At 58.1% G+C, this 24087-nt stretch carries 21 protein-coding genes; 11 read left to right on the top strand and 10 right to left on the bottom strand.

Annotation, left to right across the window (positions count from 1 at the left end):
• The first annotated feature begins 59 nt into the window (after positions 1–59).
• The 8 genes from hinT (at position 60) to EL098_RS13680 (ending at position 6235) form a co-directional block, all read left to right on the top strand.
• Positions 60–416: a purine nucleoside phosphoramidase gene (hinT, locus tag EL098_RS13720; protein ID WP_008453457.1), complete on the top strand. Its 357-nt coding sequence runs from the start codon at positions 60–62 to the stop codon at positions 414–416.
• A gap of 4 nt (positions 417–420) precedes the next feature.
• Positions 421–804, top strand: a complete 384-nt coding sequence (locus EL098_RS13715; RefSeq protein ID WP_126356781.1) for a YcfL family protein — start codon at positions 421–423, stop codon at positions 802–804.
• On the top strand, positions 801–1442 hold the full coding sequence (lpoB, locus tag EL098_RS13710) for a penicillin-binding protein activator LpoB (protein ID WP_126356780.1): 642 nt from the start codon (positions 801–803) through the stop codon (positions 1440–1442). The genes EL098_RS13715 and lpoB overlap by 4 nt, the downstream gene beginning before the upstream one ends.
• The gene (gene thiK, locus EL098_RS13705; protein ID WP_126356779.1) at positions 1420–2277 is read left to right on the top strand and encodes a thiamine kinase; all 858 of its coding nucleotides are present in this window, start codon (positions 1420–1422) and stop codon (positions 2275–2277) included. The genes lpoB and thiK overlap by 23 nt, the downstream gene beginning before the upstream one ends.
• A complete protein-coding gene (gene nagZ, locus EL098_RS13700) occupies positions 2265–3290 on the top strand; it encodes a beta-N-acetylhexosaminidase (protein WP_126356778.1) in 1026 nt (341 codons plus the stop codon). The genes thiK and nagZ overlap by 13 nt, the downstream gene beginning before the upstream one ends.
• Before the next feature lie 21 nt (positions 3291–3311).
• Positions 3312–3854, top strand: a complete 543-nt coding sequence (ycfP, locus tag EL098_RS13695) for an alpha/beta hydrolase YcfP (RefSeq protein ID WP_126356777.1) — start codon at positions 3312–3314, stop codon at positions 3852–3854.
• A gap of 327 nt (positions 3855–4181) precedes the next feature.
• Complete coding sequence (locus EL098_RS13685; protein ID WP_126356776.1) at positions 4182–5486, top strand: NAD(P)/FAD-dependent oxidoreductase; 1305 nt, start codon at positions 4182–4184, stop codon at positions 5484–5486.
• 212 nt (positions 5487–5698) lie between these two features.
• A complete protein-coding gene (locus EL098_RS13680) occupies positions 5699–6235 on the top strand; it encodes a glycine zipper 2TM domain-containing protein (RefSeq protein WP_126356775.1) in 537 nt (178 codons plus the stop codon).
• Between the two features lie 46 nt (positions 6236–6281).
• Here EL098_RS13680 and EL098_RS13675 read toward each other — a convergent pair whose 3' ends face one another.
• The 6 genes from EL098_RS13675 to iucA all read right to left on the bottom strand — a co-directional run bounded on the left by EL098_RS13675 (position 6282) and on the right by iucA (position 15512).
• Complete coding sequence (locus tag EL098_RS13675) at positions 6282–7301, bottom strand: Gfo/Idh/MocA family oxidoreductase (RefSeq protein WP_126356774.1); 1020 nt, start codon at positions 7299–7301, stop codon at positions 6282–6284.
• 133 nt (positions 7302–7434) lie between these two features.
• Complete coding sequence (iutA, locus tag EL098_RS13670) at positions 7435–9633, bottom strand: ferric aerobactin receptor IutA (RefSeq protein ID WP_126356773.1); 2199 nt, start codon at positions 9631–9633, stop codon at positions 7435–7437.
• A gap of 114 nt (positions 9634–9747) precedes the next feature.
• Positions 9748–11103 carry an NADPH-dependent L-lysine N(6)-monooxygenase gene (iucD, locus tag EL098_RS13665; RefSeq protein ID WP_126358450.1) on the bottom strand — a complete coding sequence of 452 codons (1356 nt, stop codon included), beginning with the start codon at positions 11101–11103 and terminating at the stop codon, positions 9748–9750.
• Positions 11104–11106: 3 nt separating this feature from the next.
• On the bottom strand, positions 11107–12840 hold the full coding sequence (gene iucC, locus EL098_RS13660) for an aerobactin synthase IucC (protein WP_126356772.1): 1734 nt from the start codon (positions 12838–12840) through the stop codon (positions 11107–11109).
• Positions 12840–13787 carry a GNAT family N-acetyltransferase gene (iucB, locus tag EL098_RS13655; RefSeq protein ID WP_126356771.1) on the bottom strand — a complete coding sequence of 316 codons (948 nt, stop codon included), beginning with the start codon at positions 13785–13787 and terminating at the stop codon, positions 12840–12842. Before iucB ends, iucC begins: the two co-directional genes overlap by 1 nt.
• Positions 13788–15512: an aerobactin synthase IucA gene (iucA, locus tag EL098_RS13650; RefSeq protein ID WP_126358449.1), complete on the bottom strand. Its 1725-nt coding sequence runs from the start codon at positions 15510–15512 to the stop codon at positions 13788–13790. It lies immediately after the preceding gene.
• 132 nt (positions 15513–15644) lie between these two features.
• Between iucA and EL098_RS13645 the strand changes: the two genes are divergently transcribed.
• Both EL098_RS13645 and EL098_RS13640 read left to right on the top strand, forming a co-directional pair.
• A complete protein-coding gene (locus EL098_RS13645) occupies positions 15645–16856 on the top strand; it encodes an MFS transporter (RefSeq protein ID WP_126356770.1) in 1212 nt (403 codons plus the stop codon).
• A 15-nt stretch (positions 16857–16871) separates the two neighbouring features.
• The gene (locus EL098_RS13640; RefSeq protein ID WP_126356769.1) at positions 16872–17762 is read left to right on the top strand and encodes a siderophore-interacting protein; all 891 of its coding nucleotides are present in this window, start codon (positions 16872–16874) and stop codon (positions 17760–17762) included.
• A 30-nt stretch (positions 17763–17792) separates the two neighbouring features.
• Here EL098_RS13640 and EL098_RS13635 read toward each other — a convergent pair whose 3' ends face one another.
• Positions 17793–18428, bottom strand: a complete 636-nt coding sequence (locus EL098_RS13635) for a TetR/AcrR family transcriptional regulator (RefSeq protein ID WP_126356768.1) — start codon at positions 18426–18428, stop codon at positions 17793–17795.
• A gap of 247 nt (positions 18429–18675) precedes the next feature.
• On the opposite strand from EL098_RS13635, the gene bhsA reads away from it, so the two are divergent.
• Complete coding sequence (gene bhsA / locus EL098_RS13630) at positions 18676–18933, top strand: multiple stress resistance protein BhsA (protein WP_039291989.1); 258 nt, start codon at positions 18676–18678, stop codon at positions 18931–18933.
• Positions 18934–19189: 256 nt separating this feature from the next.
• Here bhsA and ldtC read toward each other — a convergent pair whose 3' ends face one another.
• The 3 genes from ldtC to EL098_RS13615 form a co-directional block, all read right to left on the bottom strand.
• Positions 19190–20164, bottom strand: coding sequence for a L,D-transpeptidase LdtC (ldtC, locus tag EL098_RS13625; protein ID WP_126356767.1), 975 nt, complete (start codon positions 20162–20164; stop codon positions 19190–19192).
• A gap of 150 nt (positions 20165–20314) precedes the next feature.
• Positions 20315–23761, bottom strand: coding sequence for a transcription-repair coupling factor (gene mfd, locus EL098_RS13620; protein ID WP_126356766.1), 3447 nt, complete (start codon positions 23759–23761; stop codon positions 20315–20317).
• Between the two features lie 82 nt (positions 23762–23843).
• Positions 23844–24023, bottom strand: a complete 180-nt coding sequence (locus EL098_RS13615) for a hypothetical protein (protein WP_126356765.1) — start codon at positions 24021–24023, stop codon at positions 23844–23846.
• Positions 24024–24087: the final 64 nt, after the last annotated feature.

Below are 24087 nucleotides of genomic sequence, written 5' to 3'. Positions count from 1 at the left end.
AGTCCAGTGAGCGCCTCGCTCATACTCCCATCAACGTTTTCTCCTTCAAGGAACAGGTCATGGCCGAAGAAACTATTTTCAGTAAAATTATTCGTCGTGAAATTCCGGCGGATGTGGTTTACCAGGACGAACTGGTTACCGCGTTTCGTGATATCTCCCCTCAGGCGCCTACCCATATCCTGATCATTCCGAACGTGCTGATCCCCACCGCCAACGATGTCAAAGCCGAGCACGAGCTTGCGCTGGGGCGCATGATGACCGTTGCGGCTAAAATTGCAGAGCAGGAGGGCATTGCCGCTGACGGCTACCGCCTGATTATGAACTGCAACCGCCACGGTGGGCAGGAGGTGTACCACATTCACATGCACCTGCTGGGCGGCCGTCCGCTTGGCCCCATGCTGGCGCATAAGGACTGATCCGATGCCGCGTATTTCCCTGTGTTTGTTAGCAGTGCTGCTGGCGGCGGGCTGTAGCTCTCGCCCGGCCATTCCGGTAAACGTTGACCAGACGCTGGTGATGGAAGCTGCAGTGCTGGCCGCCGGGATTAGCGCTGAAAAACCGGGTATTTCTCAGCAGAACGGTGCCACGGTGGCCGAATCTTCGCTGTATAATGAGCAGCATAAACCGGTCACGCTGTACTATCGTTTCTACTGGTACGATGCTAAAGGGCTGGAAATCCATCCGCTTGAAAAAGTACGTACCGTGACTCTCCCGGCCCAGTCCTCGCAGCGTATTGAATCGACCGCAGCCTGGCCGGGGGCTAAAAAAGTACGTCTTTCTCTCTCTGTAAGGAGTGAATTTTGATTAGGGGACTTCATCGTTATCTGGCCGTCACCGCGGTGGCGCTGATATTGACCGGGTGTATTAATCGTGGCGAACAGCCCGCACCGGTAGAAGAGGCTAAACCTGGCGTTGAGCAGCCCGCTCAGCCGGAGCCGACAGTGCCAACGGTCCCGACCGTGCCAACGCAGCCGGGTCCTGTTGAACAGCCGGAGCCGACCATCCCGGCCCAGCCAAAGGTGCGCACCTACGACTGGAACAGTGCTATGCAGCCGATGGTCAATAAAATGCTGCAGGCGGAGGGCGTCACCAAGGGGAGCGTCCTGCTGGTGGACAGCGTAAACAACCGCACCAACGGCAGCCTGCAAACCAGCAGCGCGACGGAAGTGTTGCGCGGGGCGCTGGCGAACAATAACAAGTTCACGCTGGTCTCAGCTCAGCAGCTTTCCCTTGCGAAGCAGCAGCTTGGGCTCTCGCCGCAGGACAGCTTAGGGACGCGCAGCAAAGCCATCGGCATTGCGCGTAATACCGGCGCACAGTACGTGCTGTATACCAATGCCAGCGGTAACGTCAACACGCCAACGCTGAAAATGCAGCTGATGCTGGTGCAGACCGGCGAAATCATCTGGTCGGGTAGCGGTGCTGTTCAGCAAACCAACTAAAGCCTCGCTCGACGCTGTCATCACCCGATATCTTCCGGCGGCCCAGGCTGCCGGTTGTTTTTCTGCTCTTGAAGGCCTCAGCGGCACGAGTTATCGGGTGGATACCGTGGACGGCTGTTTTACCGCGAGAAAGCTTTCCGCCGAACGCCTGCCCGGCATCTCCCTTCGGCGCCACTACCGGGCGCTAAAACGTTTACCGGCGGGAACAGGCCCGGAACCTTATTGCCTGGCGGACGGCTGGCTGTTTACCCGCTGGCTGGAGGGAGAGGTCTTGCCGGACCTGGCCCCGCTCACTGAAGTAACCAGCCTGCTGTATTATCTTCACCGTCAGCCTTGCTTTGGCTGGAGGATCAGCCTTATTCCGCTGCTGGAATACTACTGGCAGGTCAGCAGCCCCCAAAGACGAACGCTGGGCTGGCTGCGTGAACTGAAGCGCCTGAAACGACTCAAAGAACCTTGCCCCCTCAGGCTCGCACCGCTGCATATGGATGTTCATGCCGGGAACCTCGTGCGGCAGGGCGAAAAGCTCGGGCTGATCGACTGGGAGTATGCCGGAGACGGCGATATTGCGCTGGAGCTGGCGGCAGTGCAGGCGGCGAACGCCATCGATAGCGAAACGCTACTCAGGCTGTATGCGGGGCAGGCCTCCCTCAGCCTGGAGGCGCTTCGTCGGCAGGTGGCGCGCTGGCAGCCGTGGATTGCGTTACTTATGGCCTCCTGGTACGAATGCCGCTGGCAGCAAACCGGGGAGCAAAACTTTATTACGCTGGCAGACGACGCATGGCGCGCGCTGCGGGCGACGAAACATCAGGAGAGAGTATTGTGGGCCCAGTAATGTTGGACGTGGCCGGCTTTGAGCTGGATGCCGAAGAGCGTGAAATTTTGCAGCACCCTCTGGTCGGCGGTTTGATTCTTTTTACCCGTAACTACCATGATCCGGAGCAGCTGCGCGAGCTGGTTCGCCAGATCCGTGAAGCTTCGCACCATCGGCTGGTGGTGGCTGTCGATCAGGAAGGCGGGCGCGTGCAGCGCTTCCGCGAAGGCTTTACCCGCCTGCCGGCGGCGCAATCCTTCGCGGCACTCCGTGGCCTGGAAGAGGGCGGTAAGCTGGCAGCAGAAGCGGGCTGGCTGATGGCGAGCGAAATGATCGCCATGGATATCGACATCAGCTTCGCGCCGGTGCTGGATATCGGCCATATCAGCGCGGCGATTGGCGAGCGTTCTTATCATGAAGATCCGGCGAAGGCGCTGGCGATGGCGACCCGTTTTATCGACGGCATGCATGCCGCAGGCATGAAGACCACCGGCAAGCACTTCCCGGGGCACGGGGCGGTTACGGCAGATTCCCACAAAGAAACGCCGCACGATCCGCGGCCTAAAGGGGAGATTCGTGAACATGATATGCGCATTTTTGCCTCGCTGATTAGCGAAAACAAACTGGATGCCATCATGCCTGCTCACGTGATCTACGATGAAGTTGATCCGCGCCCGGCGAGCGGCTCTGAGTATTGGTTAAAGACGGTGCTCCGGGGCGAGCTGGGCTTTAACGGCGTTATCTTCTCCGACGACCTGTCGATGGAAGGGGCCGCCATCATGGGCAGCTACGCCGAGCGCGGTCAGGCATCGCTGGATGCAGGTTGCGATATGATCCTCGTCTGCAATAATCGTAAAGGGGCGGTAAGCGTGCTGGATAACCTGTCTCCGGTCAAAGCAGAACGTGTTACAGGTTTGTATCATAAGGGTTCGTTTACCCGCCAGGAGCTGCGTTCATCAGAGCGCTGGAAGCAGGTAAACCAGCAGCTCGAGGCGCTGCACGAGCAGTGGCAGGCCCACAAGGCGGGCATCTAATATTCAGGTGGTGAGGATGCAATGATTATCTATCTACACGGCTTTGACTCAAACAGTCCCGGTAACCATGAAAAAGTGCTGCAGCTTCAGTTTATCGATCCCGACGTGCGGCTTATCAGCTACAGCACGCTGCATCCGAAGCATGACATGCAGCATCTGCTGAAAGAGGTCGATAAGATGCAGCAGCTTACCGACGATGAGCGGCCGCTGATTTGCGGCGTCGGCCTGGGCGGATTCTGGGCGGAACGTATTGGTTTTCTCTGCGACATCCGGCAGGCCATCTTCAACCCGAACCTATACCCCCATGAGAATATGGAGGGCAAAATCGACAGGCCGGAAGAGTACGCCGATATCACCACCAAGTGCGTACAAAACTTTCGCGAGAAAAACCGCGACCGCTGCCTGGCTATCCTCTCCCGTAACGACGAAGCGCTGGACAACCGGCGCACGGCCGAGGCGCTGCACCCCTATTATGAAATCGTCTGGGACGAGCAGCAGACGCATAAATTCAAGAATATCTCCCCGCATTTACAGCGCATTAAAGCCTTTAAGACCCTGGGCTAAATTTTCCCGTCATACTTCAAGCTGCAGGTGTGTTGCCTGCAGCTACCCACCCCAGTCACATAGTTAGCTATGCTCCTGGGATGAGTAGCCTTGCCGCCGTCCTGCAACTCGAATTATTTAGGGAAAATGCCATAGCCAGCCTCGCGCTGGCCTTTTTGTTTATCTTTTCGGCATAAAAATTGATGTATATCAATTTTGGTATGACCAATGCACCCTTCATGGTATTCTCGATAAAGTCTGGCAGGTAATGTGCAGTAACCCTTTGTTAATTAAAGGCTATTTAGATAACTTTTAATTAACAATTGGTTAATATTTTAGGGGGTCAAGTTGACTACACCATTGAAAAAAATAGTGATTGTCGGCGGTGGTGCTGGTGGTCTGGAGCTGGCGACTCAGCTGGGTAAAAAACTGGGTCGCGGCAAAAAAGCCAAAATCACCCTGGTTGACCGCAACCACAGCCACCTGTGGAAACCGCTGCTGCATGAAGTGGCGACCGGATCCCTTGATGAAGGCGTTGACGCGCTGAGCTACCTGGCGCACGCCCGCAATCACCATTTCCAGTTCCAGCTGGGCTCGGTGGTAGACATTAACCGTGAAAGCAAAACGCTGACCATCGCCGAGCTGCGCGATGAGAAGGGTGAGCTGCTGGTCCCCGAGCGCAAGGTGCCTTACGACACGCTGGTGATGGCGCTGGGCAGTACCTCCAACGACTTCAACACCCCGGGCGTAAAAGAAAACTGCATCTTCCTCGACAATCCGCACCAGGCGCGTCGCTTCCATTCTGAGATGCTGAATCTGTTCCTGAAGTACTCCTCCAACCTTGGCGCGAACGGCAAGGTTAACATCGCCATCGTCGGCGGTGGGGCGACGGGCGTTGAGCTCTCCGCTGAGCTGCATAACGCCGTTAAGCAGCTGCACAGCTACGGCTACAAAGGGCTGACCAACGAAGCGTTGAACGTTACGCTGGTGGAAGCCGGGGAGCGCATTCTGCCTGCGCTGCCGCCACGCATTTCCGCAGCAGCGCACAGCGAACTGACCAAGCTTGGCGTTCGCGTGCTGACGCAAACCATGGTCACCAGCGCCGAAGCTCATGGCCTGAACACCAAAGAAGGTGAGTTTATCGAAGCGGATCTGATGGTCTGGGCCGCGGGCATCAAAGCGCCGGACTTTATGAAAGAGATCGGCGGCCTCGAGACTAACCGCATTAACCAGCTGGTGGTTGAGCCGACGCTGCAGACCACGCGCGATCCGGACATCTACGCTATCGGCGACTGCGCCTCCTGCGCTCGCCCTGAAGGTGGCTTCGTCCCTCCTCGCGCTCAGGCTGCGCACCAGATGGCTTCCCGCGCGCTGAGCAACATCCTTGCGCAGATGAAAGGCCAGCCGCTGAAAGCCTACAGCTACAAGGATCACGGCTCGCTGGTTTCGCTGTCCAAATTCTCCACCGTTGGCAGCCTGATGGGCAACCTGATGCGCGGCTCAATGATGGTGGAAGGCCGCATCGCCCGCTTCGTGTACATCTCCCTGTACCGTATGCACCAGATTGCGCTGCACGGCTACTTCAAAACCGGCCTGATGATGCTGGTGGGCAGCATCAACCGCGTGATCCGTCCGCGCCTGAAGCTGCACTGAGTTTTCTCTCTTCTGAAACCCGGCCACCGCGCCGGGTTTTTTTATGGCCCGTGAACAGCATAAAACTCGGTATATTCCTGGTCGATGCATCGGAGTTGTCTTAAACACGCTTATTCACCGTACGATCCCGCACTTTTGATCCTTAGTCTGATTTCTCAAAGCCGCCGCCGCAGTGCAAAATTAGGTTAACAACAAGGTCAGGAGGATGTCCTGTGAATAAATCAATGTTAGCGGGTATTGGTATCGGCGTGGCCGCTGCGCTGGGCGTGGCTGCGGTCGCCGGTTTGAACGTGTTTGACCGTGGTCCCCAGTATGCACAGGTGGTGTCTGCGACGCCAATCAAGGAAACGGTTAAAACACCGCGTCAGGAGTGCCGAAATGTGGCTGTGACGCACCGTAAACCCGTTCAGGATGAGAACCGAATTCTGGGTTCCGCACTGGGCGCGGTAGCAGGTGGAGTACTGGGTCATCAGTTCGGCGGTGGTCGCGGTAAAGATGTTGCCACGGTTGTCGGTGCGCTGGGCGGCGGTTATGCAGGTAACCAGGTGCAGGGCGCGATGCAGGAGGGGGACACCTACACCACCTCTCAGCAGCGTTGTAAGACCGTGTACGATAAGTCAGAAAAAATGCTCGGCTATGATGTGACCTATAAAATTGGCGATCAGCAGGGCAAAATCCGCATGGATAAAGATCCCGGCACCCAGATCCCGCTGGACAGCAAAGGCCAGCTGGTGCTGAATAAAGCCTGATATTGAGCCCTAAAACAAACCCGCCCTTCCGGCGGGTTTTGCGTTTCTAATGCTCGCCGCGAAGCGTTTGCTGCAGCGTTAGCAGCGCTCTGACTTCCTGCACTCTGCGCCGGGTTAAGGCTGGTATTGCCTGTGGTGACCGCTCGAAAAGCGTGCCGTTAGCAAAAACGATCTCGCCCAGGCAGCGGTCGTAAAGCGGGCCGCTTATATCCAGCTCAGGTTCGCCGTCCAGGGTCAGCTTTTCTTCTGTGCCTCGCCGATCAACGGCAATAATCCGGCCATCGTTCAGCACGATATTGATGCCTTTTTGTCCTCCTGCCGGCCCGGCATATTTGTTCAGCTGCAGCACGCACGGGACGCCGCCAATCAGCCCGCGCAGCAGCGCCAGGCCCTCTGCGGTGGTGAGATCTCCGGGCCGAATGTTCTTGCCGACCCGGTCTTTGGCCAGCAGCAGCTCGAGCGTCAGCGACTCGTCAGCGCCCGCCAGGATCAGCGTCTCCCGCATCATGGCCAGCACATGGGTGCCGATATCAACGATAACGCCGTCCGGGTGCCTCAGCTCGCGAGTATCGGGCTCGCCGGTGGCAAAATTCAGCGCGATGGGTTCCCCGGCGGCATTAAAGCCGCTGGGCTCCAGCAGAAAGCCTTCGATGCGATCTATCTCCTCCAGCCGCGGGATAAACTGCGCCGCATCGGTTCTCACCATCCAGTGATCCAGGGCCAGCACCCGAGCGGCAATGGCCGGATCGCTTAGCAGGGCCTCCAGCTCATCAAGCTGCTGCAGCGTCGCCGCGACGGGTTTTTCAATCACAACGGGCAGCGAACTTTGCTGCAGAACGCTTTTGAGCGTCGGCCAATGCTGGAGTGATGAGGTGGTGATAAACAGCAGGTCAAGCGGCAGCGACAGAAGCTGAGTTAAGGAGGGAAGAAGCGTTATCGCGTCAGAGCGAAAGCGCGGGGTGGGGTCAAAACCGTAACAGACGACATCGCTGCGAGAGAGCCGCTGAATGGCCGGCAGGTAAGCCGTTTCTATCACGCTGCCCACGCCAATAAACCCAATTTGCATATCGTCTCCGGTCATAAGAGAGGCTTAAATATCCCTTATTTTTAAAAGACTATTGCGCGTGGGGCGAGCAGTAAACTGTCAGCAAAAGTAATCGTGTGAACTTGCCCGGCAGTTGCCGGGCAAGGGGGGAGGTTTAGAACAGCACTGAATAGTTCACGCCAAAGGTACGGCCGCGGCCTTTGTAGTCATACAGCGAAGCAGGGCCGTAGCCCGGGCTGTAGTACAGCGGCGCGCGCTGGCCCCAGACGGTGGTGTAGTCGCGATCGAAGACGTTCTCCACGCTGAAGCTAAGTTTCCCCACCGGAAGCTCATAGCTGCCGAGCAGGTCAACGGTGGTGTAGCCGTCAACGCTGTAGCCTGCTGCATCGCTCACGTTAAACGAGGTTGTGCTCTGCACGCGGAGGCTCCACGGATCCGGCGCCCAGCCAATGTATGCCGTTGCTTTCGAAGGACTTGCTACCTTCACGTCATATTTCTGCCAGCTGCCGTTAACTTTGGACTCTGTTTTCAGCACGTTGAAATTCGCGCCGGTACTCCAGTTGGTGTCCGGAATAAAGTAGTCCACCGCGCCTTCCACGCCGTAAATGCGGCGTTTGTCATCGACGACGCTGATGGTCAGGTCTTTATTCGCCAGTACGCTCTTGTCGGACAGAGAGTAGTAGGCCGCGATCTGCGTGCGCAGATTGTCACCGGTATAGCGCCAGCCCAGCTCGTAGGAGTCAACCTTCACGCCCTGCAGTTTGCTGGCGTCCACGTTGACGCTGTTGGTCAGCGGCAGGTGGCCGTTTACCGCTGCGCCATAGGTGCCACGTCCGTAGTATTTACCCGGATCCGGCAGCTCTACGCCCTGGGAAAAGTTCAGCCATGCCTGCTGACGCTCGGTGATGTGCATCAGCAAACCGGCGTTAAACAGGAAGTTATCGTAGTCGGTGGAACCGCCAGGAATAGCGTCGGCAGATTTCGCTTTACCGGCCGCAATTTGCTGCTGCTGCGCATAGCCGATGAAATCATCGATCTTGTTCTCGGTGTACTGGTAACGCACGCCGCCGCTCAGGGTGAAGATCTCGTTGATGTCATAGCTGGACTGCAGGAAGGCGGCCAGGTTGCTGATGTCATAGGCCGGGTAGCGGCCGGTGGTGTAGATTTTCTGGTTGTTCAGGCCGCCGGAGGCGCTTGCTTTCCCCAGATCGAAGAACATCTGGTTGGAGGTAAAGCGTTCGTGGTCCGCGTCCAGGCCGTAGGTCAGCTGCAGGCCGTCGAGCGGCTTGCTGTTCAGCGTCAGCTTCGCGCCGTACTGGTTGGTGTCCTGCTGGGAGGAAGAGAACGCTGTTGCTTGCTTGCTGGCATTCACCGTCGGGAACGGATAGAACAGCAGCGACTCATCGCGGTAGTAAATCTGGCTCACCAGCTCCTGACCGAGGAAATCGCTGTTGGAGTACTGCATGCTGATCAGGTGACGTTCGGTACCCGGGACTCGGTCAGAGTTCAGCCCTTTGCTGACGTACGGGCTGCTTGCGCCGCTGATGGCCGAGAAGTCTTTGCCGAGGTTCAGGCCGTAGTCATCGTCACCCTTGCTCTTGTAATACTGGGTGACTAACTGCAGCTGCTGGTTTTCATCGATATTCAGCGTGCCGGTGCCCATCACGTCCAGGCGGTCGGAGTACTGCAGGCCGGTCTGGGTGTTATCCAGCAGCGTGGCATCGCCGTTGCCGTCAAACCAGCCGCCGAATTTCTGGTAAGCCACCGACGCACGACCAGAGATATGGTCGTTACCGCCGGAGATGGCGCTGGCGACGCGCTCATCGTGATCTTTGCTGCTGTTAAAACCGCTCTTGAGACCGGTCTCAAACTCTACTTGAGTATCCTTCTGGCCTTTTTTAGTCACGATGTTGATAAGCCCGCCGGTACTGCCGCCGCCGTAAAGAGCGGTGGCGCCGGAAATGACTTCAATATGATCGATGTTGAACGGATCGATAGAATCCAGCTGGCGGCTGTCGGTACGTGAAGAGTTAAGGCGAACGCCGTCAACTAAAACCACCAGCGGGCGGCCACGTACGTTCATGCCGTAGTTGGTACGGCTCTGGCTGCTGACGTCGAGGCCTGGGATCAGCTGGGCCAGCGCGTCTTTAAACTCTTTACCGCCCTGAATCTGCTGTTCCAGTTCGGCTTTTTCAATCACCCAGGTGGTCTGGGCCATTTCGGCGACGGTGCGGTTGCTGCGGTTGGCGGAAACCACCATCGTCTCGTCACTGCTTTGCTGTGCAACGGCCGGCGCCATCATGGCCAGCAGCAGCGGGTTGAGCGCCCATAGCGTATGTTTTTTGGTTATCATCGTTGTTCCTTCACACGGGCTGACAAACATCTGCCCAAAGATGTGTTGTCCTCGTCATCCTTCAACGTACAGCGGGGTCCCCCTCCCGTAGCAACTACGTTCAGGGGAACTTGCTCAGTTAGCGCCTGGCTGCATTTCGAATGATTTAGAGGAGTAGTGAGTTAAGGAAGCAGCACTGTGCTGCGGTTTTTCCCGGCTGCCGCTGCGCCATTGAATAAGCGCGGGCGGCGTACTGAGATCGAACAAATCACGCCCCAGCGCGCGATTCAGAATTTTAGCTGAGCGCCAGGCCATCAGGCTGAGCTGCGGCTCGGCAATACCATGGGTTTGCATGCTGGCGTTGACCGCGAAGATGTTGTTTCCGGCCGGGCCGTTCCATTCCAGCGTGAAGTCATCGCGCACCTTGAAATTGCACTCGTCCCGCATAGCCATGCGCGGCATTAACGGCGACAGCATCTGCGGCAGCGTAGGGCGGTAGCCGGTGGCGAAGATAACCACATCGCTGTCGAGGGTGTCATAGCCCTTATCCAGATGGTGCTCAAGCAGCAGCTGCCAGCCCTGGCCGCGACTTTCAACAGCCGTTACCGAGCGGCTTGGCAGCAGGCGTGCGTTGCGCGGCTGTCCCAGTACCTCAAAGCGGTGGTACAGCTCGCGATAGATGGTGAGCAGCGAGTCGGCGGTGATCCCGTCGGAGGTCATCTTCTGCTCATCGAGCATTTTCTGACGCGCGTCTTCGTTAAGACCGACAAAGCCAGACACGTACTCCGGCGTGAAGTACTCGTTGGCAAACGCCGCTTCGTCCAGCGCGTTAAAGTTGTTGCGACGCGAGACCCAGTTCACCTCAGCAACTTCCCCCCACGCACCGCGGAATGCGTTGAGGAACAGGTCTGCGCCGCTCTGACCACCGCCGACAACGGTCACGCGTTTACCGGTCAGGTTTGGCAGACGCAGGCTCATTTCACTGGCGTGGAAGCAGGTTGGTGTTACGGTTTTCACGCAGGGCGGCAGGTGAGCCTGTTTGCCGATGCCGAGGCAGATATTGCGGGCGAACGTTTGTTGCTGGCCGGTTTGCACCACAAACAGCTTGCGCTGCTCGTCGAAATCAATGCGCTCAACCGTCTGGTTAAACTGCAGGTTATCCATGCCTTCTGCGGCCCAGCGCAGGTAGTCGGAAAACTCATCGCGAGAGACGGTGCGCAGTTCCGTGGTCAGAAAGCGGTAGAATTTTTTCCGCTTCACCAGATAGTTCACAAAGCTGAACGGGCTGGTGGGCGCGACGGCGCTGACCAGATCCTTCAGAAACATGGTTTGCATATGGCAGTCCGGCACCAGCATGCCCGGATGCCACGCAAAGTCTGGGCGGCCGTCAAAGAACTGGCTGCTAAAGCCTTCCGCCTCATGGCACAGCGCCGCAATGCTCAGGTTAAACGGGCCGATACCTACGCCAATAAAGTCAACAGTGTTTGTCATCATTCAGTCCCTGGTTACCAGCCACAGCGGATTTTGCAGATCCTCAAGGTAATTTGGCAGCATGCGGCTGCCGCCGTCCTGGTCGGGCCAGGTCAGTTTTACCGGGTTCAGCACTACGCGGATAATGAGTGGCTTAAAGAGTGAGAAAAGCGCAAAACGCGCCGTCATTTGCGGGTGTTCCTGCATGTAATCACTCAACACTGCTGCCAGCAGCTGATAAAAACGTCTCTCCGGTACGCCAAGGCGAGCCATGAGCGGCGAAACAAAACGCAGCACCGTCACAAAATGGCCGGTCTGCAAATCATGAATTAAATAATCGGCGCTCAGGCGGGCGGTGACGTCCCGCACTTCCTGAGGCAGGGAGTCCATCTCCGGGAACTCATCCTTCACCAGGCGCATATCGCCCTGAAAATCCTTCAGCAGCACGCGCTGCGGTACGCCGCCCTTCATCGCGAGCGTAATGTTTTGTCCGTGGGCAATCAGCGCGACGCCGTAGCGGCATAGCAGGTGATACAGCGGGACGACAACCACGCGGAACATCTGCGTCAGCCAGGCTTCTGCATCCAGACCTGAGCGGGCGATATAGGCCCCTATCAGCGGCTGATTGTTTTCGTCGCACTCCATCAGGGTAGCCATCAGGATGGGCGTTTCGTCCGGTTTCAGCCAGCGGCTCGGGTTCTCGCGCCAGATAACGCCGAGCATCTCCTGGTAGCGATAGGGGGCCTGAGCCAGCGCGGCGTAACCTTCATGGGAGACGTAGCCCGCCGCCGGCTCGCCGAGGATCACTGCCCCGGTTTTCACCAGCGTGCTGTCCGTTTCGAAGACGTTTTGCAGCCAGCGAGACGCCAGGGGACCGGCGGCAATGTACTTGCCCGGGATCCCGCGATAGCAGGAGGTGTTGTAGATCGTCAGCGGAAGCTTGATGTCTAAACCACCCTGACGGCTGACGTTGGTGAGCGTGCGCAGCGACTGCTGGGCCAGCCACTGGTCGCCAAACTCGCCCAGCGAGACCATCTTTCCTTCGGCGAGATCGGCCACGAAATCGAGCGCGATTTTCTGCTGCCACTGCCAGGGATGCACCGGCAGCGGAAGCCAGCCGTCGTTGAGGCCACTCTGCTGCCAGACCTGATGGAAACGGGCAAGCTCCTGCTCGTCCATGGCGGCGGCAAGAAGCTGCTGGATATCCAGCTCGCTGTCGCAGCGCCAGACCATATGGTCGCGCTTCACCGCCAGCCAGTGCAGGCGGAAGGTGTTGGCGTATTCTGGCGCATAGCGCTCCAGCGCCTCTTTACCCCAGCCGCGACGGCCCTTGTTAAAGGCGAATTTTGGGTGGCCGCTAAGCAGGCACTGCAGGCGGTCAGGGTCGAGGTCGATAAGGTTGTCGGCGCTCAGCCCGCGACGGGCCTTCAGCAGCTGCAGGTCGCCCAGCAGGGTGGCGTACAGATCCTGCATATGCTCGGCAACGGTGGCGTCGCTGATCGACAGTACCGGCTTCAGCTGCATCAGCAGCGTCTGGGCTAAGACAGGTTCGTCCGCGCAGCGCAGCGTCTTCGCATCAATCCACAGCCAGCCCCAGATGCCGCGCTCTGCGCGAAAGTGCCACTCCGCTCCCGCTAAGCTGATGCAGTAGCGGTTATCCCCCAGAGACTCGGCCTGAAATACCCGCTCGTACTCCAGCTCAGCCAGCATTTTTGCCACCAGCTGGCGGTTAACAAAATCCCAATCCTTGCGATTCATTACAGACCTACCTTGCTAAAGAAGTTGTGGCGGTCAGCCATGACCAGGCGCGAGCGCTTGTGCGGGAAATCAAACTCCTTAAGCGTCGCGTAGCCCGCAGGCTCCAGATGGCGGAACAGGCGCTGATTATCAGCCCGCGGCTCCAGCACGGTACGCTGCGTGCGCGGCTCGTCCAGCAGCAAGTAGTGGGTCAGCCCGCGCAGCCAGCTTTGAACATAGTGCGCGCCGCGCCACTGCTGCTCGCCAACCAGCAGATGCAGGCCGCGATCGAACGGCTGCCAGGCATAATGGCGGCCAATGCGGTCTTCTGCCGCCCAGTAAATTTCGAAGTAGCTGAACGGCTGGTCGTCAAAGCAGCCGATCAGCGGGAAAGCGTGTTTGCCGGTGAGCTGGCGCTCCAGGTAAGCGGTTTGTACCTCCAGCGAGCCGCTTTGCTCCCAGAAATAGTCCACGCGGGGATCGTTCATCCAGCGGGTAAACCGTTCTGCATCCAGCGCCGGGTCGGCCACGCGGAAGCTCAACGTCTTACGTACGCGCGGATCATAGCGGCGGTAAACCTCGCCTGACGGACGGGCAGGGCGCAGCGGGAAATAGAGCTCACGTTCTGCGTCAAACACCATCTCGCCTGAGGCGGGCTTAGCCGGCGTGCTTAACCACAGCGGCAGTTGCCAGAAGCTTGCGCGGTGAACGATGTCGCTTTTCAGCAGATCGAACAGCACCAGAGCCTGCGGCTCTTCACGCCACTGGGCGTAGGGCAGCACGATGGAGGAAAGCTGCGGCGCGGCAACAAACATCTGATCCAGCGCGTCACGCAGCCAGTCCGCTGGCAATTCCCCCGGCCAGTTCAGCACGGCACCGCCGTCCTGGCTCCAGCTCATGTTCAGGGATTTACCGAGTTTTTCGCAGCGCAGCCCATGCCCGCCGTGAACAATAGATGCCTGAAACATTCAGCCCTCCTGAGCCTGCAGCGGATTTACAAAGTCGAAGTAAATAACCGAGGGATCGACGATGGTGTTTTCGTTGTGGTCGTGCAGATAGCAGAAGAAGTTACCCTTCACGTTCCAGCTCGGGCTTTCCAGCACGTAGTCGAGGCAGTCTTTATGCGTAACCTCATCGCGCAGGGCGCTAAGCGCATCGCGTACCCGGCCCATCAGGGCTGTTTCGCTATCCATCCCGGCGGCGCCAAGCGCAGCTGTGACGGCGAACGTGGAGTTCACCAGCAGGTAGTAAGGGAAGTAGCGCAGCAGCTGCTCGCGGGTGAAGACGTTCTCCGCCTGCGCTTCGCCAATCATGTCGAGCCAGCCCGCGGCGTGAGGCATAAAGGCGCTGCCCTGGCAGTCGCGGTAGATGAGACCCACCGGCAGATCCTGCTGCATCTCCACCAGAATGTTTTGCTGGTGCGCCAGGAGGACCAGTCCGTAATCCGCCTCGGCGGTGAACAGCGGCTTCAGCACCTGCAGGCAATAGGCATCGATCCAGGCGTGTGCCGCCTGTTTTGGCGTGATCCCAAGGCGCTGGCTCAGACGCTTAACGGCGGCAACCAGCAGCGAATCCCCCCCGTCCGGGGCAGACTGCGTCAGGGAAACCAGGACGTTAGTCTGGCTCTGCGGCTGCTCAACCAGCAGGTTTTCGCGCAGGGCAAACAGGCTCTCTTCCATGATGTTGCCGTGCAGGTCGCGCAGCCCGGCCCAGCCGTCTTCCTGCATTACGCGGAAGCTCGGGAAGCGGGCCTGAAGCGTTTGCCAGCGGTCAGTTTGCGCCAGACGAGCAAGACGCATCCCGCGTTTAACTTCTTTCACCGACAGGGTGCGGACGGAGTTGGTCAGGCGCACGCTCAGGGAGAATTTGATCATGTCGCGGCTGGTGGCGCAGTAGAGCGAGCGCGAAGAGGTCGTCGGCAGCCATGGCGCGCCGGCTTCGCCTAAATCTTTCACCAGCCCTTTAGCGACCAGCTGCTGGCACCACTCCTGCTCCAGCAGATAGCCTGCCTGCCAGGGATGCAGCGGGAAGAGCCAGTGGTTATCTGTAAGTTCACTTAGCAGCTGCGGCGCATTTTCAGCGGCAAAGCGCGTCAGGCGCTGCTGCAGCGTGAGGTGCAGGCTTTCACCCGCCAGATAGCCTTTATCCACGGCGAACCAGCGCAGCGGGAAGTGTGGGGCAAAGTCAGGCAGATAGCGTTCAGCTTCCTGCTGGTTAAACGGCTCGTGGGATTTTGGCGCCGGATGGAAAGCATGTCCCACCAACAGCGCCTGCTCTGCTTCGCCAAAGTTCAGGGCTTTTTCGCGCAGTCCGTTCCAGTCATGGCGGGCTTCAATAGCCTGCTGCGTATGGGCATGACTCTCCATTACGCGCTGATAAAAAGCCTCACAGCCGGTAGCCGGCAGCATCTGCTGGTGCTGGAGTTTATCGACGATTAACTGGGAAAGGGTGGCGAAATCGACCGGCTGGCTGCCGGTGGCGTTGACCAGGCGAGCCGGAAATTCAAAGCGGTGATGCTGGGTAGGTGAGAAATAGGCCACTTTAAAGTGGAGCGCCTGTTGTTCGCCCAGGGGGATGATCAGTTCGGCTGGCTGGCTTTCGGTCAGTCGCCAGTCGTTGGTTTCACGGACAAGGGAATTGAGGAAGCACTGCGCGGCCACATCCCAGGCCAGAGTTTTATTTGGCAAAGTCATCATCAAACAGTTTCCACGCGTTATGATAATGCGAATTCTGCCGATAACGTTTCTCATTATCAATAACAATTGTTAGAATAGATAAAATAAATTTTACAAATACGCACAACAACCCCACGGATTAGCAACATCGTGACATCTCTTGAACTGGCGGCTTCGCCGCAAAAATCCCTTTCTTGTTGGCCACTTGCGCTGAGCGCCGGTCTGCTTGGCGTCGGGCAAAATGGCCTGCTGGTGGCGATCCCGGTGCTGGTAATGCAGACAAATCTTAGCCTCTCGGTCTGGGCGGCTCTGCTGACCCTCGGGTCGATGCTGTTTTTGCCGTCGTCGCCATGGTGGGGGAAGCAGATAGCGCGAATGGGGAGTAAACCGGTGGTGCTGTGGGCGCTGGCGGGATATGGCGCAAGCTTCACGCTGCTGGGGCTTGGCAGCCTGCTGCTGGCAACGCATACCGTCTCGGGCGTCGTCGGGCTCGGCATATTGATCGTTGCGAGAATTATTTATGGCCTGACCGTCTCGGCGATGGTGCCGGCCTGCCAGGTCTGGGCGCTGCAGCGGGCAGGTGAGGGGAAGCGCATGGCGGCCCTGGCGACCATCAGCTCCGGGCTAAGCAGCGGCCGTCTGTTCGGCCCGCTTTGCGCGGCGGGTATGTTGGCTATCCACCCGCTCGCCCCGCTGGGGCTGCTGATGGTGGCACCTTTGCTCGCTCTGGTGATGTTATTGCGTTTACCAGGAACGCCGCCGCAGCCTGCTGCGGAGCGTAAAAGCGCTCGTCTTCGCCCCGACTGCATACCCTATTTACTCTGCGCTCTGCTGCTTTCTGCCTCGGTAAGCCTGATGCAGCTGGGGCTATCTCCGGCGCTCGCCCGGCAGTTTTCAACGGATACCGCCGCTATCAGCCATCAGGTGGCGTGGCTGCTAAGCTTTGCGGCTGTTGCTTCCCTGGCCGCCCAGTTTGGGGTTCTTCGGCCTCAGCGCCTGACGCCGATGGCGCTGCTGTTAAGCGCCGGGGCGCTGATGATCTGCGGCCTGGCAATGATGATTTCTGTTCAGCTATGGCTTTTTTACGTTGGCTGCGCGGCGCTGTCATTTGGAGCCGCTCTGGCGACGCCCGCGTATCAGCTGCTGCTGAACGACAAACTTGCCGACGGAGCAGGGGCAGGCTGGGTTGCCACCAGCCACACTCTTGGCTACGGGCTTTGCGCCATGCTGGTGCCGCTGGTGTCGAAAACCGGCGCTGAAGCTGCGCTGATTATGGTGGCCTTTTTAGCCGCCGTGTTATTTACCGTGGTGTCTGGCTTTATCTGGCGCAGCCGCCACCGTTCACGTCATTCTGCAATTTAAGCGTAAGGAAAAGTTATGGCTGGAGTTCAGGGCTACCGTCTGTTTAACGTTCAACTGGCGCGAAAAACGGCCGTTTCACCTTCGCTGCTGAGCCTGGTGTTTAGCGGGCCGGAGGTGGCGCAGATGAAATGCGACTCGCCGGATCAGCGCATTAAAATGCTGTTTCCGTCCGAGGACGGGACGCCGCCGGCGCTGCCCGCCGAAGGGCAGTGGTACCAGATTGCTCAGGGAATGCCGAAAGAGAAGCGCCCGGTGATCCGCACTTATACGCTGCGCCATGTCGATCCTGCCCGTCAGGAAGTGACGGTGGAGTTTGTCAGCCACGGCACCGAAGGCCCTGCCTCCGCATGGGCGATTAATTCAGTACCTGGCGACGCTATCCAGATCGTTGCGCCTAACGCCGCTTATTCTGAAGACAGCGGCGGCTATGAATGGACGCCGCCAGCCGGGTTACGTAATGCGCTGATTATTGCCGATGAGACCGCGCTACCTGCGGCACGCGGTATTCTGGAAATGCTCGCGCGTCAGGATCAGCCTCCCAGGGTCCAGGCCTTTCTCGAGGTTCCGGAAGAGGGCGACTGCGTGGACTTAAGCGCCTATGGCTTCGCCGAGATCAACTGGCTGCCGCGTAAGACCACCTCTGCGAGCCACGGTGAATGCCTGATTCGGGCGGTGAAATTGCAGGCGAGAGTGCCGGAAAGCGGCCACTCTGAGGCCGTTCAGGAAGAGACAGAGGACGAGCTGCTGTGGGATAAAGCGACGACCGGCAGCAACGAGTTTTACGGCTGGGTGGCGGCGGAGTCGACGGTGGTTAAGCTGCTGCGCCGCCATTTGATCGGCGAGCGCGGCGTTGAGCATGAGGCGATTAACTTTATGGCCTATTGGGCGAAAGGGCGAGTTCGTTAGCAAAAAGGGCGGCCATTGGCCGCCCCTCCGTCAGATCTTCTTCAGCTGCGGCATCAGCATCACCGTCGTTTTCACAATCTGCATTAACTCTTCATAGCTGGCGTTCTCGCGGGCGCTGACCGACATCCCCTGAATAATGCAGCACAGGTACTTTGCCAGACAGCGAATGTTGCGCTCGGCCGGAATTTCACCCTTTTGCTGGCGAACGTCGAGAAAGCGCACCAGCGTCTGCTCCTGCACCGCATGCCGGGCTTTTATCGTCTCGGCGATGTCTACCGACGAGGCCGCCAGCACCGATGAGGTGCAGATGATAAAGCAGCCGGACGGGGTGCTTTTATCTGTAAAGCATTGCGCTAACGCCGAGAGATAATTCTCCAGAGCGGCTTCCAGGGTCTGATCTTCGCAGAACAGACAGGCTTCATGTTTTGCCGCAAAGCGCGCGATGTAGCGATCCAGCACCGCGCGGAAAAGTCCCTCTTTGTTGCTGAACTCCGCGTAGAGGGTAGGTGCTTTTGCCCCGGTGGCTTCTACCAGATGCGCCATGGATGTTGCTTCATAGCCATGCTGCCAGAAGAGTGTCATGGCCTTGTCGAGTGCTGCTTCCCTGTCAAACACTTTTGGACGGCCACGGCTTTTTTTACTGCAACTTAATGTCTCGGTTGCCATACCTGCCGTTTAACCTCTGTCTAATTAGTGAACGCTCATTATAAAAACAATCGGCGGCGGTAGCCAGCGCCATGTTATGAAAAATAATTATTTCTTATCACGATGAAAAATAGCGCTTTTTTTAATTACTTAACGGTCGTTATAAAAACATGTTGACGCGTGATGTAGATCACGTTTATGATTTTGTTATCGATCGTTAACTAATTAAGTTTGACGACCCCAAAATCACCTGCACAGGACACAAAACATGAAAACCTTAACAACTCTGTTCGCTGCCGCCGTTATTAGCTCACTCTCATTTGCAAGCTTTGCGGCTGTTGAAGTCTCCGCTACGCCTGCCGGCCAGCAAAAAGTCGGCACTATCAGCGCCGATGCGGGCAGCAACCTCTCTTCCCTGGAAGAACAGTTGGCCGCGAAGGCCGATGCAATGGGCGCCAAATCGTTCCGTATTACCTCCGTTAACGGTCCGAACACCCTGCACGGTACTGCCGTCATCTATAAATAAGCCAGACGTTAACCCTCATAAACGTTTGCCCTTATTCGTTATATGCCACTGCAAGCAAAAGGCCCTGTCGCAAGACAGGGCCTTTTTTTTAAACAAAGAAGGAAAAAGCGTGGTTTTTCCTTCTTTGTGGTTATCAGCCGAAAATCAATGAATTGATTTTCCTGGTTTTTAAGATGAAAGCAGAGGTAAGAATGGAGTTGTCATCTGGTTCAAGCCCTGTCGCAAGACAGGGCTTTTTTATGCGTAAATCCTGACCTCAGATTTCGTTTATCGGCTGGTCAGCCGCATGAGCATTGACGTTAATCGGCATCCCGGAACGGTGCTCCATGGCCTGCTCCATCACCTGGGCATCCGTTTTGGGTGCGTCACGGAACTGTTTCATCTGCTCGTTCAGCACAATCGGCAGGACTTTAGGATCGTCATCAATTGCTTTGGACAGCGGCTGGTGAACTTCTACCAGGCGCGAGCCGTCTGGCTCAACGGAGGCTTTGATTGGCGTATTGATGATGCGTACCGACGTCCCGACGGGCACTTTGTTAAACAGCGCCTTGATGTCGCCGTCGCGCAGGCGGATGCAGCCGGAGCTGACGCGCATGCCAATGCCAAAGTCCGCGTTGGTGCCGTGCAGCAGGTAAACGCCGCCAAATGCCGCGAGGCGAATTGCGTGGTGGCCCATAGGGTTATCCGGCCCGGCAGGAACCACGGCCGGGAGTTTGATGCCCTGCGCCAGGTAACGTGCGCGAATATTGGCCGTTGGCGTCCAGGTTGGGTTCGCTCGTTTATCAGAAATTTTGGTCACCATCGTCGGGGTCAGCGTATCGCCGCCTAGCTGGCCAATGCCTATCGGGTAAACGGTGACTTTGTTTTGCCCGACCGGGAAGTAATAGAGGCGCAGCTCGGCAAGGTTAATCACGATGCCTTCGCGCGGCACGTCCGGCAGCAGCATCTGGCGTGGAATGGTCAGTACGCTACCGGCTCGCGGCACGTAAGGATCTACGCCGGGATTGGCCTGCAGCAAAGCCAGGAAACCGACGTTATATTTTTTCGCTATCGCCTCCAGCGAACCGCCGTCGTTAGCGACCTGATGGAACATATTTTTGCCTATCAGGCGGCTATTGGCGGCAGGAAGAGGGTAGTCGTTAGCGCTTGCGGGCAGCGCCATGGCCGTCGCGCCCAGTAAGGCTGCGGCGGCAAACCAGCGGCGGAAAGAGAAAGAACGCAATGCAAACATAGCAAAACCCTGTATTTTTAATGGTTAATTTTAGTGGACAGACTAACGCCAATTATCGGTGACCGGCGTGTCGGGAAGTCCTGGGGATTGCAAAGAATGTGTAAATGTCACAGAAAGTTGCGCCTTACCGGGCGGTAAGGCGCAGAAGGGTCAGGCCGCAGCGTTTTCCGCCAGGCTGTTCATAAAGTTACGCACCCACTCCATGCGTGTTTTTCTGTCGCCGAGATCCTGGAAGAACTTCAGCCGGGTAGGTCCGTCAAGGCGGTAATGCTGTGGCTGCTTCTGCAGCAGGCCAATCAGCCACACCGGATCAACGTGGTTTTTCTCCGCGAACTCGATGGTGCCGCCTTTTTCATTGCCCTCAATCTTACGTACGCCAAGCTTTTGAGCCTGCTGGCGCAGCGCGGCGATATCCAGCAGATTGCGAGCCGCATCCGGCAGAATGCCAAAGCGGTCGATCAGCTCCACTTTTAGCTCGTCCAGCTCGTGCTCGCCTTTTGCACTGGCTATACGCTTGTAGAACGACAGACGGGTATTCACGTCCGGAATAAAATCATCCGGCAGCAGGGCTGGCATACGTAGCTCAACTTCCGTCTGGCTGTTGGTGAGATCTTCCAGCGACGGCTCGCGGCCTTCTTTCAGCGCGTCAACGGCGTTTTCCAGCAGCTCCATGTACAGCGAGAAGCCGATGGTTTCCATCTGCCCGCTCTGATCTTCGCCCAGCAGCTCACCCGCGCCACGGATTTCGAGGTCGTGAGTTGCCAGCGCAAAGCCCGCGCCAAGATCCTCCAGCGAGGCAATGGCCTCCAGGCGTTTTTGCGCGTCGGTGGTCATGGATTTAGGATGCGGCGTCAGCAGCCAGGCATAGGCCTGGTGGTGAGAACGCCCGACGCGGCCGCGAAGCTGGTGAAGCTGCGCGAGGCCAAAGTGGTCGGCCCGCTCGATGATGATGGTATTGGCGGTCGGAATGTCGATCCCGGTTTCGATGATGGTGGTACACACCAGCACGTTAAAACGCTGGTGGTGGAAGTCGTTCATCACCCGCTCCAGCTCGCGCTCGCGCATCTGGCCGTGGCCGATAGCAACCCGCGCTTCCGGCACCAGCTCGGCCAGCTTGTCGGCGGCTTTCTGGATATTTTCGACGTCGTTAAAGAGGTAGTAAACCTGGCCGCCGCGCAGCACTTCACGCAGGATAGCCTCGCGCACCACCAGGCTGTCGTATTCGCGTACGAAGGTTTTCACCGCCAGGCGGCGGGCCGGTGGCGTGGCGATAATCGACAGATCGCGCATGCCGCTCATCGCCATATTCAGGGTTCGCGGAATCGGCGTTGCGGTCAGCGTCAGGATATCCACGTCGGCGCGCATCGCCTTAATACGTTCTTTGTGGCGCACGCCGAAGCGGTGCTCTTCGTCGACAATCAGCAGCCCCAGGTCGCGCCACTTCACGTCGGCCTGCAGCAGCTTGTGGGTGCCGATAAGAATGTCGATTTTCCCTTCGCTTGCCTGCTCCAGAATCTGCGTCTGCTCTTTGGCGCTGCGGAAGCGGGAGAGCATTTCAATGCGCACCGGCCAGTTGGCGAAGCGGTCGCGGAAGTTGTCGTAGTGCTGCTGAGCCAGCAGGGTGGTCGGCACCAGCACCGCGACCTGCTTGTTGTTCTCTACCGCGAGGAACGCGGCGCGCATCGCAACTTCGGTTTTACCAAAGCCCACGTCGCCGCAGACCAGCCTGTCCATCGCCAGCGGGCGGCACATATCGCTCAGCACGGCGTTAATGGCCTGCGCCTGGTCCGGCGTAGTTTCAAACGGGAAGCTGTCGCAGAACAGCTGGTACTGCTCGCGGTCATGCTTGAAGGCAAAGCCCTCTTTGGCGGCGCGCATCGCATAGATATCAAGCAGTTCGGCGGCGACGTCGCGAACTTTCTCCGCCGCCTTCTGGCGGGCGCGGGACCAGGCATCGCTGCCAAGCTTATGCAGCGGCGCGTTCTCATCCGCCCCACCGGCGTAGCGGCTGATCAGGTGCAGAGACGAGACCGGCACATAAAGTTTGGCGTCGCCCGCGTAGGTCAGCATCAGGTATTCGGCGGTAATGCCACCGGCTTCAAGCGTGGTCAGCCCTGCATAGCGGCCAACGCCGTGCTCAAGGTGGACCACCGGCTGGCCTGCATGCAGCTCCGCCAGGTTACGGATCAACGTGTCCGGGTTGATGGTGCGGCGACTGTCCTGACGACGGCGGCTGACGCGTTCGCCCAGCAGATCGCTCTCGCAAATCAGCGCCCGGTTGCGCAGGGTATCGATAAAGCCGTGCTCGCTGGCGCCGATCGTCAGATAGCGGCCGTTGCCTTCGGCTTCCTCCAGGCGGTAGATGCGTTTTGGCGCGACTTTAATGCGCCCCAGCAGTTCGCCCAAAGCTTCGCGGCGACCTTCGCTTTCGACCGAGAAAATCACCGGCCCGGTAAAGGACTCGAGGAACTTACGCAGGCTGTCCAGCGGGGCTTTTTGCTGTGCCTGAACGGCCAGATCGGGCAGCGCCTGGTAACCCAGGTTCACGTTGGCGGCTTTCTTCGGCAGCGAGTCCGTTTTGAGCTGTACGCGCGGCCAGGCTTTTAGCTCGCTAAACAGCGAATCGGTTTTCAGCCACAGATCTTCCGGCGGCAGAAGAGGGCGCATCGGGTCAACACCGCGATTTTCAAAGCGGGCGTTGGCGTCCAGCCAGAAGCGTTCCGCGCTGGCCTCAAGGTCGCCGGTATTCACCAGCAGCGTGTTGGCCGGGAAATAGCTAAACAGCGTTGGCAGCGGTTCGCTAAAGAACAGCGGCTGCCAGTATTCGATCCCGGCGGGTAGCGTGCCTTTGCTGACCTGCTGATAGATATGTTCGGCATCGCGCTTGACGTCGAACCTGTCGCGCCACTGGCTGCGGAACAGCTCAATGGCGTTTTTGTCGGTCGGGAATTCGTGCGCCGGCAGCAGGTTGATGGCTTCAACCTCTTCCAGCGTGCGCTGAGAATCCACGTCAAAGACGCGCAGGCTGTCGATTTCATCGTCAAAGAAATCGATACGGTACGGCTGGCTGCTGCCCATCGGGTAGAGATCGAGCAGCGCGCCACGGGTGGCAAACTCGCCGTGCTCCATCACCTGATCGACGCTGCGGTAGCCCGCCTGTTCCAGCTGCGCGCGCAGGTTATCCCGCGACAGACGCTGGCCTTTTTTCATCACCAGCGCGTGGCCGTGCAGGTAGCTGTGCGGGCAAACGCGCTGCATCAGCGTATTCACCGGCATGATCAGCACGCCGCGCTGCATGGTTGGCAGCTGGTAAAGCGTGGACAGGCGCGACGAAATGATTTCCTGATGCGGCGAGAAGCTGTCGTACGGCAGCGTTTCCCAGTCGGCGAGATTGACGACCAGGTTGTCGGTGAACTGGGTGATTTCATCGTGCAGCCGCAGCGCGTTCTGCATGTCGGGGGCAATCAGTACCACCGGGCCGCTATGACGTTCAACGATTTCAGCCACTTCGGTGGCGCAGGCAGAGCCGGTCAGCTCGCCCAGCAGACGTTGTTCTGCGGCTTTTACGGGTAAGGAATAGCGATATTGTTCAGGCATAGAAAGCGTCAGGATCTCGTAGGTTGTTCCGTCAGCCTGAAGGCAAACGGTGCGCGAGCCATTGATAAGCAGTTGGATATTATTATCCTCGATCGCTTTGTATAAGCAACCCGCGCAGCAGTAATTCAAGTCCGGCAACGGCTTGTTCCAGACGCGCCGCGCTGTCGCCCTCGGCTATCCAGAATGCCGACTCTGCCAGCCTACCGTAGAGCAATGAGGTCAGCGCCTGAGGATCGATTTTAGCGATGATGCCCGGCTGCATAAGGCCTGCCAGCAGCGTGGCGCGAGTTTCTTACCTTATCTGCGCGGGTTCGACGAACCATTCT

This window comes from Cedecea lapagei, from assembly GCF_900635955.1.
Taxonomy (GTDB): domain Bacteria; phylum Pseudomonadota; class Gammaproteobacteria; order Enterobacterales; family Enterobacteriaceae; genus Cedecea; species Cedecea lapagei.
The sequence above is the reverse complement of the archived record's forward strand: the minus strand, read 5'-3'. Positions and strand labels throughout refer to the sequence as shown.